16 protein-coding genes are annotated in these 16,730 nt (G+C 62.0%); 6 read left to right on the top strand and 10 right to left on the bottom strand.

Going from position 1 to position 16,730, the window contains the following annotated elements:
- Window positions 1-25 precede the first annotated feature (25 nt).
- The 3 genes from XH91_RS01805 to XH91_RS01795 are packed head-to-tail and all read right to left on the bottom strand — an operon-like array spanning window position 26 to window position 4,261.
- Entirely contained in the window at window positions 26-1,435 is a 1,410-nt protein-coding gene (locus tag XH91_RS01805; RefSeq protein ID WP_128949003.1) for an adenylate/guanylate cyclase domain-containing protein, read from the bottom strand.
- Between the two features lie 52 nt (window positions 1,436-1,487).
- Window positions 1,488-2,855, bottom strand: a complete 1,368-nt coding sequence (locus XH91_RS01800) for a cytochrome P450 (RefSeq protein WP_128949002.1) — start codon at window positions 2,853-2,855, stop codon at window positions 1,488-1,490.
- Window positions 2,856-2,890: 35 nt separating this feature from the next.
- Complete coding sequence (locus XH91_RS01795; RefSeq protein WP_128949001.1) at window positions 2,891-4,261, bottom strand: hydrolase; 1,371 nt, start codon at window positions 4,259-4,261, stop codon at window positions 2,891-2,893.
- Between the two features lie 149 nt (window positions 4,262-4,410).
- On the opposite strand from XH91_RS01795, the gene XH91_RS01790 reads away from it, so the two are divergent.
- Entirely contained in the window at window positions 4,411-6,099 is a 1,689-nt protein-coding gene (locus XH91_RS01790; RefSeq protein ID WP_128949000.1) for an MFS transporter, read from the top strand.
- Between the two features lie 137 nt (window positions 6,100-6,236).
- Here XH91_RS01790 and XH91_RS01785 read toward each other — a convergent pair whose 3' ends face one another.
- Both XH91_RS01785 and XH91_RS01780 read right to left on the bottom strand, forming a co-directional pair.
- Window positions 6,237-6,452: a hypothetical protein gene (locus XH91_RS01785; protein WP_128948999.1), complete on the bottom strand. Its 216-nt coding sequence runs from the start codon at window positions 6,450-6,452 to the stop codon at window positions 6,237-6,239.
- A 196-nt stretch (window positions 6,453-6,648) separates the two neighbouring features.
- Complete coding sequence (locus tag XH91_RS01780; RefSeq protein WP_128954679.1) at window positions 6,649-6,942, bottom strand: hypothetical protein; 294 nt, start codon at window positions 6,940-6,942, stop codon at window positions 6,649-6,651.
- Window positions 6,943-7,195: 253 nt separating this feature from the next.
- Here XH91_RS01780 and XH91_RS01775 point away from each other — a divergent pair, with 253 nt between their 5' ends.
- The gene (locus XH91_RS01775) at window positions 7,196-8,263 is read left to right on the top strand and encodes a polysaccharide deacetylase family protein (RefSeq protein WP_128948998.1); all 1,068 of its coding nucleotides are present in this window, start codon (window positions 7,196-7,198) and stop codon (window positions 8,261-8,263) included.
- Window positions 8,264-8,337: 74 nt separating this feature from the next.
- On the opposite strand, the gene XH91_RS01770 is transcribed toward XH91_RS01775, so the two are convergent.
- Window positions 8,338-8,697, bottom strand: a complete 360-nt coding sequence (locus XH91_RS01770) for a hypothetical protein (RefSeq protein ID WP_128948997.1) — start codon at window positions 8,695-8,697, stop codon at window positions 8,338-8,340.
- A 314-nt stretch (window positions 8,698-9,011) separates the two neighbouring features.
- Window positions 9,012-9,284 carry a hypothetical protein gene (locus XH91_RS01765; RefSeq protein WP_128948996.1) on the bottom strand — a complete coding sequence of 91 codons (273 nt, stop codon included), beginning with the start codon at window positions 9,282-9,284 and terminating at the stop codon, window positions 9,012-9,014.
- Between the two features lie 818 nt (window positions 9,285-10,102).
- Between XH91_RS01765 and XH91_RS01760 the strand changes: the two genes are divergently transcribed.
- From XH91_RS01760 to XH91_RS01750, 3 genes are all read left to right on the top strand, one after another.
- Window positions 10,103-10,279: a helix-turn-helix domain-containing protein gene (locus XH91_RS01760; RefSeq protein WP_206736867.1), complete on the top strand. Its 177-nt coding sequence runs from the start codon at window positions 10,103-10,105 to the stop codon at window positions 10,277-10,279.
- A 400-nt stretch (window positions 10,280-10,679) separates the two neighbouring features.
- Window positions 10,680-11,705 (top strand): tail fiber protein, encoded by a 1,026-nt coding sequence (locus XH91_RS01755; RefSeq protein WP_164938241.1) that lies wholly within the window; start codon window positions 10,680-10,682, stop codon window positions 11,703-11,705.
- A gap of 90 nt (window positions 11,706-11,795) precedes the next feature.
- Window positions 11,796-12,065: a hypothetical protein gene (locus XH91_RS01750; protein WP_128948993.1), complete on the top strand. Its 270-nt coding sequence runs from the start codon at window positions 11,796-11,798 to the stop codon at window positions 12,063-12,065.
- 175 nt (window positions 12,066-12,240) lie between these two features.
- Here the strand turns inward: XH91_RS01750 and XH91_RS01745 are convergent, their stop codons facing one another.
- A complete protein-coding gene (locus tag XH91_RS01745; RefSeq protein WP_128948992.1) occupies window positions 12,241-12,912 on the bottom strand; it encodes a hypothetical protein in 672 nt (223 codons plus the stop codon).
- 577 nt (window positions 12,913-13,489) lie between these two features.
- Here XH91_RS01745 and XH91_RS01740 point away from each other — a divergent pair.
- On the top strand, window positions 13,490-14,065 hold the full coding sequence (locus XH91_RS01740; protein ID WP_128948991.1) for a DUF2939 domain-containing protein: 576 nt from the start codon (window positions 13,490-13,492) through the stop codon (window positions 14,063-14,065).
- Window positions 14,066-14,641: 576 nt separating this feature from the next.
- On the opposite strand, the gene XH91_RS38645 is transcribed toward XH91_RS01740, so the two are convergent.
- Both XH91_RS38645 and XH91_RS01735 read right to left on the bottom strand, forming a co-directional pair.
- Window positions 14,642-14,803 (bottom strand): hypothetical protein, encoded by a 162-nt coding sequence (locus XH91_RS38645; RefSeq protein ID WP_164938240.1) that lies wholly within the window; start codon window positions 14,801-14,803, stop codon window positions 14,642-14,644.
- Between the two features lie 847 nt (window positions 14,804-15,650).
- Window positions 15,651-15,944: a hypothetical protein gene (locus XH91_RS01735; protein ID WP_128948990.1), complete on the bottom strand. Its 294-nt coding sequence runs from the start codon at window positions 15,942-15,944 to the stop codon at window positions 15,651-15,653.
- Between the last annotated feature and the right edge of the window lie 786 nt (window positions 15,945-16,730).

Genomic DNA, 16,730 nt, shown 5'->3' with positions numbered 1-16,730 from the left:
CGATGAGGATGCACCATCGCCTCCCTCACGGTATCTCGTAAACCACCATCTTGTCGGCGATGCCGCGCAGGGCCGCCTGCTTCTGGATCGGCTTGATCTCGCGCCGCTCGAGGATCTCGGCCACCGCCGGCGCGTCCAGCACCGGACCGGTGATGTGGATCTCCTGTGCGGTCGACAGGCTCTGCACGCGGGCGGCGATGTTGACAGTCTGGCCGAAATAGTCCTGCCGCTCGTTGAGCATCACTGCAAGGCATGGACCTTCATGGATGCCGATCTTGACGATCAGATCGTCCGTGCCGCGCTGCTTGTTGAGCTCGTCCATCGCCGCCCGCATCCGCAGGCCCGCGACGATAGCATGCTCGGGACGGATGAAGGTCGCCATCACGGCATCGCCGATGGTCTTCACCACCGCGCCCTTTTCGGACGAGATGATCTCCAGCAGCGCACGGAAATGCGCGCGCACCAGATCGAAGGCGGCAAGATCGCCGACACGCTCATAAAGCGCGGTCGAGCCCTTCAGGTCGGTGAACAGGAAGGTCAGCGAGGTGATCTGGAGCCGCTGGTCGAGGCTGAGATTGTCCGCCTTGAAGACATCGCGAAACGTCTGGTTCGACAGCATGCGCTTGGCGGTGAGGAACGGCTTGCGCTGGCCGATCAGGTGATGGAGCGCCTCGGCCGCGATGAACACCGACGGCAGCACCCGCACGCCGGCCTGGTTCTCCAGCGACAACCGCAGCGGCCCCGGCCGCATCGTCGTAGTTCCCGTCGGGGCCTGCACCTTGTTGTACATGATGGCGAGCTGCTGGCGCTCCTTGGTCGGCTCGCCCTGGACGTCGATGAAATGGGCGGCGTGGGTCACGGGCTCGAAGATGATGATGAAGTCATTCGGCAGTTGCAGCGACATGGTCGCCTTCTCGCCGGCTGGCAGCTCCATCGTATCGAGAGTCACCTCATTGGCGAGCGTCGCAAAGGATTCCTTATTGAAGTCGACGCCGGAGCTCCAGAACACCTGCTTGAAATACTCCCACACCGGAAGCGTGTCGGGATCGTGCGCGGCGATCCGCCGGACGCGCGGATTCACCGTGAAGGAGACCTCGACCTGATCGTCAACGGAGGCCTTGTAGCCGCAGGCGCAGAGCGCGCAATGGTAGTCGTCCGGCTTGAGCGCCTTCAGCGTCGTATGAGCACCGAGCACACCGCCACAGCCGGGGCACAGCACGTTCCAGCCGAGATCGAACAGCCCGAGCCGTGCCGAGTGCAGGAAAGCGGAAATCGCGCGCTCTTCGTCGACGCCATGCTGCCTGGCAAAGTCGAGCACATTGACGCGGTTGAGTTCGTGATCCTCACCGTCTTCAATGAGAGACGCGATCGCATCGGCCACCTTGGTGTCGGCAGTCTGCTTCAGAACGGAAAACTGGGCCTGGATGTCGCTCATGGCGCAACTCTATTTGGGGTGGAATCACGCCGGCGTCCAGGCTGACGGCCTGTCACCGGCGCGTGATGCGGAACATGGGTGAGTGGTCCGGCTGGGTCGTGACGACGCCAAATGGAATGACCGGCGCTGTGTCCGCCAGCTCGACGCGGAACGCGCCGATCAATCGCGCCAGCGCCAGCACGGATTCGGCCTGCGCGAACGGTGCGCCGATGCAGACGCGCGGGCCGGCACCGAACGGCAGATAAGCGAAGCGATCGGGCGGCTCCTTCGACATGAAGCGTTTCGGGATGAAGGCGTTCGGCTGATCCCACAGCTTCTCGTGCCGGTGCAGCAGCCAGGGGGCGATCATGAGGATGTCGCCCTTGTTGACCTCGGCTCCGGCCACGACGTCCTTGTCACGCGCGGCGCGCGCAATGAGGAAGGCCGGCGGATAGAGCCGCATGGTCTCGTCGATCACGGCGCGGGTGAATTTTTGCCGGTCGATATCGGCCATGCTGTCGAGATGCTCGCCTCTCGTCTCGGAAGCAACCTCCTCCTGCGTGTCAGGATCGAGCGCCAGCAGATAGAGCGCCCAGAACAGGGCGGTCGCGGTGGTCTCATGGCCCGCCAGGATCATGGTCGCGACCTCGTCGACGAGCTGCTCGTCGGAAAAGCCCTTGCCCGTTTCAGGATCGCGCGCCTCGTCCATGAGATCGAACAGATCGCGCGGCGGCGCGCCGTCCTTCTTGCCCACCGCACGCCGTTCGGCGATCAGCATCGCGACGAATTCGACCCAGCGCTTGCGGAAGCGGGCGCGGGCCCGATCCATCGGCGTCGGCCACGACACCGGCAGCGCCATGTCGAGGAAGTGGGCCCGCCCGAGCCGCTCGCCATATTCCATGACGAAGTTGCGCAAGGTCGGACCATGCCGGTCCATCCCGAACGAGAACATCGTCCGTCCGGCGATCTCGAGCGTCATGCGCTGCATGATCTCGCGCAGATCGACCGGCTCGCCTGTTCGCGTCTCCAGCTTCGCGATGGTCTCGTCGAGCACCGCCGTCATGTGCGGCACGAGATTGGCGGTGGCACGCGGCGTGAAAGCCGGCGACAGCGTACGCCGTTGAAATGTCCAGGCGTGGCCTTCGGCGAGCAGGAGACCCTCGCCGAGCACCGGACGCAGCATGCGGATGCCCGCCGGGGTTCGCATGTAATTCTGGTAGTTGCTGAGCAGCACGTGCCGGATCGCGTCCGGCTGGTTCAGGATGAAACTCTTGTGCAGGAAGAAGCGGCCCTGGATGACCTCTTCCTCATAGGCGCGCTGCCCCCAGGTCGCGATCATGTTCTGCTTGATCACCGCGATACGGCCGAAGAACGACATGTCGTCGGGCGCGCGCGGCGGGGTCGGCGGGATGATGGGCCGGCGCACACTGGCGATGTTCATGGCTCTCTCCCGTGAGACCTCACGCAGGCCAATAGCTAGTAAGTCAGCTCGGCAACCGCAATCCTGTTCTCGGAGGCGGGCCAGGCGCGCGCCACAATTCGCTCTTCGTTGAACTCGGCCACGACGCTGCGTCCGACCTCGCTGGCCGGAAGGCGCAGGGTTGCTGTCGCATCCGTGGGCACTCCCGGCGTCACGTCGGTAGGCTCGCGGCCATCGAGCAGCACGGTGTCGCGCGGCAGCCCGAAATAGCCGCGCGGGCGCGACATGATCACGACTGCACCTGCATCCTTTTCTGCCGGAAGGAAAGGCCGCGCAGCGCGCAAATGCACGACATTGGAGGAGCGCGGGAAGGGCGAGCGGTAGAAGTGCGTCGTCGGGGCGTCCGGCGAGGTCAGGACGATCTCGAGCGGCGAGGCGGGATCGACCTCGGCCGGCCCCCAGCGTCCGTCGGCCGCAGTGGTCAAGCGATATGTCAATTCGCCTTTGCGCTCCCCGCTCTCGCGGTCGACATGGTAGATCTCGACCGTGGCGCCGGCCACGGGGCGATTGGTCGGCACGCCATCCGCGGTGCCCGTGACCAGTCCACTGATTCGGACCGTCCGCTCCGGCGTGATAGCGATGCGCGCGGGCTCGCGGCCGGCGATGAATTTGTAGATCTCGCGAAACGCCCGCGGATGATACGCCGTCTCGCGATGATCGATCGCGCCGAGCACGAGGTTGGTCGCGCCCTTCAGCTCGGGCCCCTCGGCAGTGACGTTGGTCGGCACGCCCGGCTTGCCCATGAAGCGGCCGTCGGGCTGCGCATATTTGTCCATGCCGTCGCTGCGCAAGGTGAGGAAGGCGACACCCGGCGTCACCTCGCTGTCGCCTGCGTTCAAACCGCGCAGGAAGGCCCCGCGTCCGTTGAACTCGCTGCCGAGCAGGGCATCGAGCGCAAACACGCCGTGATTGGGCGTGCCGCACAGCACCGCGTGGCTGACATCGCCGACGCCGCCATTCTTGATGACGTTGCGGATCGAATTGCCGCCGCGCGAATTGCCGACCAGCGCCACGCGCGCCGCGCCGGTGCGACGTTTCAGTTCAGCGATGGCAGCAGCGAGCTCGCGGCGCTGGTCCTCGGTCGAGGACCGGCTGGCCTGCTCGACCGCGTCGTCGGTCCGCGCACTGGGATTGGTGAAATTGATCGCCATCATGCGATCGCGCGCGATGCCGTTGGATTCCATCCGCCACAGCGTTGTGATCCAGAGCGCATCATAGTCGCCATTGCCGTGGACGAACAGGATCGGCGGCACCTCGGAACTGCTGGCCGCGGACGCGGTTTGCGCCAGCGCCTCCATCCGCAAGCTCGCAACCGCGAAAGGCAGGCTAGCTGCACCCTGCAGAATTGTCCGTCGTGACAGTCTCATCCGATCCTCCCCGATAAAACCCAATTAAAACCTATGTCTTTGCACCGCTTATAGCGGCCTAACCACTGGACAGCGAAGGACTTTCGCGGGCATCACTAAGTCTGCCGGAATTATTCAAGCCATTTCTGCCAGACGACTTGGAAGGGTATATGACCGAGCAGACGAACCGTCAGAGACGTTCCGCCGACGGCATCACCGCCCCCCTGCGGTACACCATATTCCGGCGCATCTGGCTCGCAAGCCTGCTCTCCAATCTCGGCCTCCTGATCCAGGGCGTGGGTGCGGCCTGGGCGATGACGCAGATGGCCGCCTCTGCCGACAAGGTGGCACTGGTGCAGACCGCCCTGATGCTGCCGATCATGCTGATCTCGATGCCGGCCGGCGCCATTGCGGACATGTATGACCGCCGCATCGTGACGCTGGTGGCTCTCATGATCGCCCTGAGCGGCGCGTCCGCTCTCACGATCCTGGCCGGCCTCAAGCTCATTGCCCCGGAATCGCTGCTCGCCTTCTGCTTCGTGGTCGGCAGCGGCAATGCGCTGTTCGGCCCGGCCTGGCAATCCTCGGTCAGCGAGCAGGTGCCGCCGGACGCGCTACCCTCGGCGGTGGCGCTGAACGGCATCAGCTACAACATCGCGCGCAGCTTCGGACCCGCGGTCGGCGGCGTCATCGTCGCCGCAGCCGGCGCGGTCGCGGCATTCGCCTGCAACGCGATCCTCTATCTTCCGCTTCTGGTCGTGCTGCTGCTCTGGCGGCGCGTGGTCGAGCCGTCGCGGCTGCCGCGGGAGAAGCTCAACCGCGCCATGGTCTCGGGCTTTCGCTACATCACCAACTCACCGCCGATCAAGATCGTGCTGTTGCGCACGCTGGTGATGGGCCTGATCGGCGGCGCGATCATGGCGCTGATGCCGCTGGTCGCGCGTGACCTGCTGCATGGCGGCGCGCAAACCTACGGCATCATGCTGGGCGCGTTCGGCATGGGCGCGGTGGTCGGCGCGCTCAACATCCATGAGCTGCGCAAGCGCATGAGCGGCGAGGCCGCGATCCGCGCCTGCACCATCTCCATGGCGTTTGCGATGGCCGCGATTGCCTTGAGCACCGAGCCGGTGCTGACCGCGGCCGCGCTGGTGCTGGCCGGCGCGGTCTGGATGGCGGCGGTGGCGCTGTTCAACATCGGCGTGCAACTCTCGGCGCCGCGCTGGGTCGCCGGTCGATCGCTCGCCGCGTTCCAGGCCTCCATTTCCGGCGGCATCGCGATCGGCGCCTGGGGCTGGGGCCATCTCACCGACTATGCCGGCGTCGAGGTCGCGTTGCTCACGGCCGCCGGCCTGATGCTGGTCTCACCGCTGCTGGGGATCTGGCTTGCAATGCCGCGCGTCGGCGCCCGCAACGAGGATGCCGACGTGCTGGCCGACCCTGAAGTCAAGCTGTCGCTGACCGGGCGCAGCGGCCCGCTGGTGGTCGAGATCGAATATCGCGTTGCCCAGGAGAACGCGCGCGCCTTTCACAACGTGATGCAGGACGTGCAGCTCTCCCGGCAGCGCAACGGCGCCTATGGCTGGTCGATCGCCCGCGACATTGCCGATCCGGAATTGTGGACCGAGCGCTATCACTGCCCGACCTGGTTCGATTATCTGCGCCAGCGCAACCGTTCGACCCAGTCCGAACGCGCGCTGCACCAGCAGGCGATCGATTTCCACATCGGTCCTGATCCGGTGCGGATCCGCCGCATGCTGGAGCGGCCCTTCGGCTCGGTGCGCTGGAAGGAAGAGACGCCGGATCGCGCGGCAAGCGAAGTGCTGCCCGTTGTCGCGACAGCTGCGGGAAGCAGCACGTAGGTGCTCACCCCGTCATTCCGGGGCGCGCCGTCAGGCGCGAACTATGGTGCGCAATTGCGCACCTGAGAATCCATTGCTCCAGGCGTATGCTGCTCGGCGGATTCCGGGTTCGCGCTTCGCGCGCCCCGGAATGACGGTCACTGTCCGTGCTCCGTCAGCACCTTGTCGCAGGCCTTGCTGAGGCGTGCGCGGTGCTCTTTCAAACAGGCGAGCACGGCGCTATCGCCGTTACTCATCACGGCGCGGCAATGGCGCGTGACGTCGCGCGCGCAGGCATCGTGACCGGGCTGCTGCTGCGCCGAGGCGCCTGATGCGCACAGAATCAAAGGAATGACGAAAAGAAATCTGGTCATCGCCGAATGCCTCATACCCTCAAGATGTGCGGGCGAAGCTAGTGCGACGATCCCAAGGCCGCAACGGCTTTATTGGGAGACATGCGGTGCAGGTTGACTGGCACCGCCGCGCGGCCCCGGCATGGCGCCGGGGCACATCGCGAAGGGAGCTCGGCGACGCAGCAATCGAGATCGCCGCGCGCTTGCTGGCGGTCTCTTACTGACCGTCCCGGGCGTCAGCAACCTTGCGTGACGCGCCTTTGGCGAGGTCCTTGTCCATCACCGCGCGGCAGCCGGCGCTCAGGTCTGAGCGGTGCTGTATCATGCAAGCCGTGATTTTCGGAATGTTCGGGATTTCTGACGAGCACAGGCGGAAGGCGTCGCCAGTGCACATCTGCTGTGCCTCGGCCGAGAAGGCGAAGCTCGAGGTCGTCGAGACGATCGAGACGATGGCGGCAAAGCCCAGAGCCAGGCTGGTGTCGCGGATATTGGCAGTGAACGACTTGGTCATTTGCAGCTCCCATTGGCGCCGCCGCAGCGGGGCCCGTTGTTGATGGGAATGACCATGCTCCAGCAAAACCGTTTCCACTGTGATGATGGTCACGGGCACCCCACCCACTGTGACCTCGGTCACTTTGGCGCACCCGCCTGAAATTCCTCCGCAACCGCCGTCGTGTTGGTGTCACGTTAACTGTTCCTTCGCATTAATGGCTCGCGACGCGGGAAATTCCGCTGGTTTGGTTGCGTATTTGGAAAGAGTAGCGATGCGTAATGCGTTGGGCCTGATGCTGGCCAGTGTGGTTGCGGCGATCGTGATCGCCGGAGGTTGGTACTTTTATTCCGCGCGCGCCGACCAGGGCGCCCCCAAGACAACAGCCGCCAGTGCCGCCGATCCTTTGCCGGCGCAGGCCAAGCTTGCCGCCAATGACGAGGTCGAGACCACTGCGGCGATTGCGGGCAAGCCCGCCGCTCCTGCCGCAGCACCTGCTCCCGCGCCGGCACCGGCGGTGGCACCGGTTCAGGACACGACCTGCACCAACCCGAATGCGCTCGGCGTCTCGCGCGTGGTCGAGATCGACACAACCGGCGGTCCGGGCTTCGGCTTCGAGCAGTACAAGCAGTTCGACTTCCTCGCCGACAAGGAGGTCGTGCTGACCTTCGACGACAGCCCCTGGCCGCACAATACGCCGGCGGTGCTGAAGGCCCTGGCCGATGAATGCACCAAGGGCCTGTTCTTCTCGGTCGGCAAGCATGCCAGCTGGCATCCGGAAATCCTGCGCCAGGTTCTGGCCCAGGGCCACACGGTGGGCACGCACACCTGGTCGCACGTCAATCTTGCCGGCAAGAAGATGACGGAGCAGCAGGCGAGGGACGAGATCGAGAAGGGCTTCAGCGCCGTGAAATGGGCGCTCGGCACCAATCCGTCGCCGTTCTTCCGTTTCCCTCAGCTGTCGCAAAATCCGGCGCTGGTGAGCTATCTCGGCAGCCGCAATATCGGGATCTTCTCGACCGACCTCGACTCCTTCGACTTCCGCAAGGAGAGCACGCCGGACAAGATCATCAGCAACGTGATGACCAAGCTCGACAAGCTCGGCAAGGGCATCATCCTGATGCACGACTTCCAGAAGCGCACCGGCGAAGCACTGCCGACGCTGCTCGCGCGCCTCAAGGCCGGTGGCTACAAGGTCGTGCAGATCAAGGCGAAGACGACGTTCGAATCGCTGCCGGAGTATGACGAAGCCATCCTCAAGGAGCTGAAAGTGCCGGCCTCCAGCAGCGCGACCAATGCGCGCCCGGTCTCGAGCGTGGTGCAGACCGTCTCGCAGCGCTAGGCGTCTTGAGGCACGGTAAGAATGCGATGGCCGGGCTCAGCCCGGCCATTTTGCTTTGGGAAGAGCGCCGCTGCTTACCAGTAAATGCCGTGGCGATGCAGTTCGCTGATGATACGGCCTTCGGTCCAGGTCTTGTGCCTGGGCTTGTCCGCCTTCGCCGCCGTCTTCGGCGCAGGCTGGGCCGCAGCAGGCGTTGATATTGGCGCGGTCGCAGCTGGCGCGGTGGTCGAAACCGCCGCCGGTCGATCGACATAGACCGGAGTCGTAGCGACTGGAGCGACTTCGCTCACCTGCGTGGTCGTCGCCGGCGCGACAGAGGCTTGCGATGTCGGAGCCTGATCGTTGACTGCTGCCAGCGAGAGGCTGCGCGCGCCGCCCGCCTGGGCCGATGCAGAGACCAGAACCATGGCGGCAACCAGAATGATCTTGCGCATGTGAAATCTCCCCGTGTTTGCGTGAGGCGACACTAGAGGAGAGACGCGCGTGCTTATGTGAGAAAAATCACGTAAGCGCAGGCGCGGCCTTGAAGCTGGCATGTACCAATCGACAAAAATGGGGGAGCCCGCCGTCGCTTCGAAGCGGCTTGCCGAGCCGAAGCAGGCGCAGCCTGCGAAGGCTGGTGCGCAAGAGGGCGTCGCACTATGGTCGCATCACATTGAACAAATTATAGTTTTTTTGCGCGATTTTTCAAAGAGACCACTAAAAGCACCACGCAATTGCGCTGCAAGCCGCCCGGCGGCATCGGTCATTAGTGAGCTGTTGGCTTATCGGTTCGCTGCTGTATCTCGGCGCCGAGCACCTCAAGACGTGTTCGCTCATGCCTGTCGTGAAGGGCGAGATATCGCTCACGGTCCGCGGAGTGATTTGGCCCTCTGGGCTCGCCGGACAGTCGTCGAGCGCTATAGGCGAAATACCAATCGGTTTCGTCTGCCGAGAGGCCGACCAGAACTTCCCGGCCGTCTGCGTCGGTCGTGATGGCACGCATCTCGGTCAGGAAAGCGCGGTCGCGATCAATCGTCATAGCAAATGCTCATCGTGATCGTGGGCAGGCATTCACTGTACACGAACCCCGAGCTCTCACACAGAGGAGAACCAGTTCGGCGCTGGGCGGGAAGTGGTGGGGAAGCGCTCCCCAACAATTCGCGTGCCCACCGCGGGAGACGTCTATCGGCAGCTAGTGCTCGACATGCCGCCTCCCAAACGAGTGGTAAAGCAGTTCAGAGGGCGCGGCGGATCGGGAAGCGAGGGAGCAGGAGAGGCTTGGGGGACCTGTACGATGATTGGCTCTCGAGGTGCAGACGCCGCGCGCTCCGCCGCCCGCACGGCCGCCTCCATGTTCTCTTGATAGGCGCGCTGGGCCGCCCGTTCCTCGTCTTCTAGGACGGCTTGATCGGCCGCGAATTTCCCGCTGACGTCGATACCGCAATGAAGCTGCTCCAGCAGCAGTAGGCCGCCGCGCGCCATCCCTCGATCGGCCGGCCGTAGAGGACCCGACGTAACAACGTTCTCGATCCGTTGTATCTCGGCACAGACCTCGGCCGACCAAAGCTTGTTCGCGTGTACTTTCGATCGGACAGCTGGATGCGCCGGGCCCGTCGTTTCAACAGGGGTGCCGAATGACGAGAGATCCTGTGCGGCTGCCCCTCCAGCGGTAGCCAAAGCTACGAGCGCCCCGAATAGGTTGCCTTTCATGGTCACCTCATGGCCCCAACCAGAGAGCTTCTGCCCGGCTGAGCCGAATGTAACTTAAAAGCGGTCGCCTTAAAAGCGACAGGTGGCCGAAATGGCCCTGTGAAGAAGACACACAAGGGGCCGTTGCGAGACGTTCTGGCGCGAAACATGCGCCGTCTTCGGGCTGCCCGTGGACTCAGCCAGGAGGCCTTGGCTCATGAATGTGGGATCAACCGAACTTACCTGAGCGGCGTCGAGCGCTCGGAGCGCAACGTATCGATAGACAACATCGCGCGTATTGCCAAAGGACTGCGCGTGCCCGTCACTGCGTTGTTTCAAGACTAGCTGAGTCAAGCGCGCTTCTTCGTGCTTCCTAGGGACCAACTTCCGTATTCTCACGGGCGGTTTCACATGAAACCGCTTCCTCGCAGCAGCGCCTCATTGCTTGAGGGGGTGTTTCGCCTCGCGTGTTTCACGCTGGAATCTATTTCGTGATTCTATGAAACGAAACATGAGACACCTGAGACAGTGGAAATGTCCCTACCGTCTGTATCTCGACGCTCGTCCTCAGCCCGCAAATCGGTTTCTGTTTGTGAAGGTGCTTGAGCCGCGGCTCAGGCTCAATGGGCGCGTGGTCGAACTGCGAACGCCCTGGCGCAATGAACTCGCTCGGCGAGATGCGACCCGATCTACCGCGGCTTCGACGTCGCACGCAACGCTGGGCCCACCGGAAGGGCCTACCAACGTGACCGCTGACACCTACTCGAGCAACCTCGGTCTCCTGCTGATGGGGACCGGCAACAACAACAATACCTGGGGCACCAACGCGAACAATTTCGTATTCGCGCCGACCGATCGGGCGATCGCAGGCGCGAACATTCAGAGTTCGACCGGCGGTACCATCGATCTATCGGGCACCGTACCGCCTGCTGGGTTGCGTCAGGACATCGACCATATCCAATATTTCACGGGAACGCTGGTCAGCGATCTCACTGTCATTGTCCCGAACATCAGCAAAACGTGGTGGTTTGCGAACATTACGTCGGGCAGCCAGAGCATGTTCGTCAAGGTGCCAGGGGGCACTTCCGGCGGCGGCGGTCTTATTCAGATCCCGCAGGGAACGGCCATCCTCGTGATGTGCAACGGGGCAGGAACTCTTTTCCGGCAGGATCGTGCCAATGTCGGAAACATCGTGCATCACGCTGGCCAGAATGTGCCGGCTGGCACCCTTGCCTGCAACGGCGCTTCGCTGCTTCGCGCCGAATATCCCGACCTGTTCAACGCGATCGGTACGACCTGGGGTAGCGCTGACAGCCTGCATTTCGCGGTGCCGGACCTCACAGACACCGCTCGCTATCTGCGATCTTCGTCCGGTTCGCTGTCTGTTGGGACGTACCAGTCAAACCAAAATGCTTCGCACACGCATACGGCGTCCTCTTCATCCGTAACAGGAGCGACTGATAGTCAAGGATCTCATACTCACTCCGCGACATCAACGGATTCGGGTCACTCTCACGCACTGCCTGTACAGGGCTTTGCTAACAACGGATCGGGCGTTACTACAACCGTCTCTCAGGGCTCGAATAATGGTGGTCAGTTAAATTCTGCCAATAGCTTGTCGGCAACAGCCGTTATTTCCACCACAATAAATAGCGCTGGCACACACACGCACAGCGTCTCTGGAATAGCGGGTGCTCAGATCATCGCCTCGCAGGGCGGCAGCGAAGCTCGACCGGAATCTGCGGTGGTCCTCTTCGGCATCCGTTACTAGCATGCCGGGGCTCAGCGAGCTCACAATCGACCGCGTGCAAGTGGAGTGCGTTTCCGCTGCCGCGGGCTCCACGACTTTTGGAGACTAGTCATGAACGACGTCGAGATGAAGGCCAAACTCGCAGTGCTTGAGGTGGTGGCCATGAACACATTGGCAATCGTTTTCGCTATCACTGCCAGCAGTGACCCAAATAACCGAATGGCGATTTCGGCCATGGACACCATCAGGTCAGTCGCCAAGAGACGCATGTCCGGCACGATCCACGAAGCCGAGGTGCTTAGAGCCGGAGAGGCCTATCTCGATGAATTGCTGAGCGACCTCTCGGAAAACCTTGCCTCCATCCGGGTCGGGAAATTTTGATGTGCGTTCCCATAAACTCTGCCCGACGGGGCTCGCGGTCAATGTCAAGTGAGACCGATCAACGCACGATTGCTCACGCTCCTGTGACGCCGCAGCGCTCGCACGACGCCGATACGGGCAAGCATCGTCGGCTCCTCTCATCGGCTGCCCCACGGCGGTGGACCGCAAGACAAAGTCAGTCGATGCTTAGGTCCACAACCCGATGGCTAGCCAGATCATATTTGCAGGTGACGATGGTGTGTGCCATTGCACCGAAGCCGTTCTGAAACTCAGCGTTCGGCTCGACGAGCGTCGCCACTCCGGTTCTGACAAAGTCGCTATCGCTGCGGAAGTCGCTAAATGAAAGAAATGGAAATGACGGCGTGCCGTATTTTGCGAGCTTCTTTGCCGCGTATAAGCATGATACGGAACCGTATCCAATATCGTCGAAACTGTTAACGAGTTCAGCGTTGCTGGAGCAGCGGCGCCAATCGGTCTTACAAGAACCGCTGGGCGTAACCACCGTCGCGGCCACCTCCGGTGACTTGGGATGCGCCCTGTCCTCAGCGATTTGCCTAGTGAGGACTTCTCTACAGTTGGGAATGGCTCCGGAAGCCTTGCAGAGCTCCCCGGCCAATTCGGCTGGCGATTTCGGCGTCGGGACAGGCGTCGTCTGCTCCTGAAGTGCAGCGGCCTGTTGTCTTGCGCCGTCGATGGCAGCCGCCGGTAGGAACGTCACGACAGAGACGGCCAGCACTATAGACCCTGCCTTGCGGTTGCGGATGTACAGAAAACGCAGCGGAAAGACGACCGACGTTAATCCGATCAGGATGCCGAAGAAAGACAGGAAGCTCAGAACGGTGGCCATGGAAGTCTCCCGAAGCTCAATTTCCGGGATCCTAGGTCATGACGACAAAAGTAGCCTTGCGGAATTAGCTAAAACCCTCGCCATCAAAGAAACGGCGCGCCTACCCTTAAAGTGGTCCCGCGTCTGGGGTGGGGCGGATACGCTGCTCGTCAATTGCGCGCCGTAATTATCCTCCGCTTCTGTGAGCGGCACCCCAAGGCCGGCTGGGGGTATTTGGAGTGTACCGGGCACGGCTTTGTGCTTGACGAGGCGGACAGTCATGCCGCGATCAAAGCGGCATCCCGCGCGTCTCGCAAATTGTCGATTACCGATGCGACGGGACCCGCGGCCCAGGCTGCTGCGCGTCGGGATGTCGAAATGCCCGAAGACTGCTGATCGAGTCTGTCGGCGGAGATCCGGGCGAACCGTTGCGGCAGCAGTTCGCCAATTGAAGGGGGCGTTGACCACAGGGGTGCGGGGTTTTGATCCCCGCGCCCCGCTCTCAAATCCAGGTCTCACCAACCTGTGAGGATAGTGCACCGTAACATCCCACCGGTACTCCAACGAAATTAGCTTCACGCGAACTGCGGAGGTATGGATGCGCTGGGGTGTCGGAATTTTGCTCGCCGTTGTTGTCGCGAGCGCTCTCTATCTGACATCGGCTGTGATCTCGATTGAGCGATTGGTGCAGGCAGCAAGGGTCGGAAATGCTGCTGAAGTTCTCGAACGTACCAACATGGAGCGGCTGCGCCGATCGCTCGTCGACCAGATCATTTCGGCCTATCTCGAACGAACCGGAAGGAAGGATAAGCCATTGGGGCGGTTACTGGCGCAGACCTACGGAGCGTCGATCGCTGATGCGATGCTGCAAAAGATGCTCACTGCAGATAATCTGACTAAGCTGCTTCAGACAGGAACTGTAGCTGGCCCCAACGTTCCAACGTCGATTGTCCCAAATGTTTTGTCGATCAATACGTCGAACATTGCGGAATTGCTCGGCCGGGTAAGGTGGGTGAAGCCCGTGGAGTTTGCGGTTCGCACGAGCCAAACAGCCGATCGGGACAATTACTCGGCCGTCAGCTTTCATTTTGAAGGTTCGAGCTGGAAGCTATCCGGCATCGATCTCCCAAGAAGCGTCGTTCGCCAATTAGCCGCATCGCTTCCGGCGAAATGACAGGAAGTGCGGGCACCAACGCGGGGCATTGCGCGAGCTGGGAGCAGCCAATCCACAGAGAGCGCGACCGGCAGCGGCTCACGATGCACCGTCGGCGGTTGCGGCGCTGAGACGGCCCAGGCCCGCCGGTTCAGGCTGGCGGGCCTCAAAACTTCGGTGCTCCGCATCTTTGTCCGTCTCAGTTCATCAACGTGTATCGCTGCTGCTCACATTCTTCGAGGATGACTGACAGCCGGGAGTCCGCGTAGGCGGAATTGAAGAAAACCGAATATATACGGCGTGTTTGGTCCGGAGGCGGATTAGCTTCTCTAAGGCACAAAAAGTAAACAGCGGGGCCGTGCTCGGCTGTACGAAGTGCCGATATCTCTACAGGCTTGGTCAGCTTTGCATCCGACATAACCTTTTCGATACCCCGTTGCACTGCGTCTTGGCTTGGTGGTCCCGCCGCTGGCGGCGGACCGGGCGGCGGAGTCGAAGAAGTGTCTGGCCACAAACCAAAACTTGAACACGCTGCCAAGAGCAAGCCGAGTAGCGGGGCGAGACGGGCGATCATTGGGAATTTTACGGGTGGCCCACCTAGGCGTCGCGCTGCTGGGCGTGCTCGCGGGCCTCGATGGCCTTACGCAAATCATCGACCACCGAGAGAAGAGCTTCTCTTTCGATCGCCAATGTAGAAACCGCTGCGGATTCGCGGCAAACGCGCTCCAGCCTACGAAATTCCCGTAGTTCGCGGCTCAATGCTTTCCCCATTCCCAAGACAACGACAGCAAATGCAGTTGCTCAACTTCCAGTATATACGATTACTAGAAGCTCCCGCCACATCATTCGTTGGTGGGGGGCTTTCGAGACTACGACCTTAGGTTAATGCTCTCTCCCTGCCAGGCATCTACGGACCGTCGGTTCAGGCTGGCGGGCCATTAGCTCGGTGCGGAGATCTTCGACGAGTGCTAAGCTGGCACTGTGATGATATTCCGGAATCCTCGGGCCGTATTAACTTTGATGGGCATTTGGGCGTCTTTCGCCCTGATGCTCTGGCTCCTCGCGAAACTCTGGCCGGTTTTGCTCGCTCTCGGCGGTTGATCCTTCCCGTGCTGCGTGGTGGGCGCGACCACTCCCACGAGAGAGCCGGCAGGGCGGAGAGACGGCCCCGGCTCGTAGGGGCGCGGGGGAGATCGGCCGGGGCCCGCTCCGCCAGCTGGCGGCCAGCCAGCGAGACTTCTTAGTTCAGCGGCTCACCGTCGCGAGTCCGAGGTCCGAGCTTTCTTTTGAGAGCTAAGGAGTTTCGGTAGGGGTGGCATTTGCTTGGGAAGAGGTTCGATTGGCCGCTCGGGAGCGTTGACATCCTCTTCCTTCCTACCCCCAAGCAGCATGCCTAGACAGCCGACGATGACAAGCAAGCCTCCGGCAATCATCAGCCAATGCGGTAACTTCAACGCTGAAAGCAGTAGCCACCCGGTGTCCACCAAATTCGCTATCCTTTGAACCTTCGGCCGAACTTAGTTCTTTGATACCAAACGTTAGGTCCCATGAGATGACAACACGGCGGAACGACGACGGTTGCAGCCCGAGTGCCAATTCCGCCGCGTCAGCGCACCTTTCGCGGCATGATGGCCATTTCGTTGCCGTTGCTGCCAGCGACAATGCAGGACCCGCGCATGCCGCATGCCGTGCAGACGAACCGCGGCTCAAGCTGCGAGATCCTGATGTCGTCAGGCCATCGGTCGACATACTCGGCTGAGAGCTTCACGTTATGGCTGCAGCGATAGTCCTGGCAGAACACGATGAGATCACGCACGCCCGTCGACCGCAGATCGCCCAGCATGATCTTGAGCGGACGGCCGTCAGGCTCAGTGCGGTCTTTGCGTTGCTGGCGAGTCATGGCGCCATCGAAACTCGGCGCCTGCGAGAGTCAAATTGTCGATTACTGGTGTCTCAATGCGCGCGCGAGCCACTGGGTGTCGTGGGTGGGCACAAAGAGATCGCGCGCGGGCCCTGACCGGCCTCTACCGTTGTCGTCTGCGTTCGGCGCGAGCATCAAGATACGTGATTACCGCGAATGTGGCACCGATAGCCAAGACGCCGATACTGCCCGTGATCCACAACACCACCATAGCTGGATCAGTATCTCTGCGGACGCCAGTGTAGGCAACTCACGAAAAGTGGCAAAAGGAAACAGCCGGGCCACGTGGAGCTGATTGGTCGAAGACGCCGGCCGCACCTGCTGCTGTCGCGGACGCTTAAGGCCGCTTAAAGGTTCAAAGGGCTGGCTAGAGTTTTCCGATGGGACGGAGGTGAGAGACTTCGCCCCATCTTCATTCAGTGTCCTAATCCGCCTCTGCGGGTGCAAATAACGGTCCCGGCGCACGCGAGTAAACGCCGGGACCGGACGGCTGCTGCGGATTTGCGATTTTGGTTGCAGCCGTCACGGCCAGATACGGGGCGCGATAGGATAGTTTCACTGTCCTATTTGCAAACAACGATTGGGAGCGGCCCCGAACGCCTCCGGGGCTGTCTTGTGAGGAGGGCGACGGGACCGCGAGCGCACCGACTCAACGCTGAGCGCTCATGGACATCCTCCGTCTTCGGATTCATCCCGCGCGCTAACATATGTAAGGTGTCCTAGATTAACTTTGCGACTCTCCGAATTAGGACAGCACCGAAACAG

The organism is Bradyrhizobium guangzhouense (genome assembly GCF_004114955.1).
GTDB classification, from domain to species: domain Bacteria; phylum Pseudomonadota; class Alphaproteobacteria; order Rhizobiales; family Xanthobacteraceae; genus Bradyrhizobium; species Bradyrhizobium guangzhouense.
This window is presented reverse-complemented; position numbering and strand designations above follow the sequence as displayed.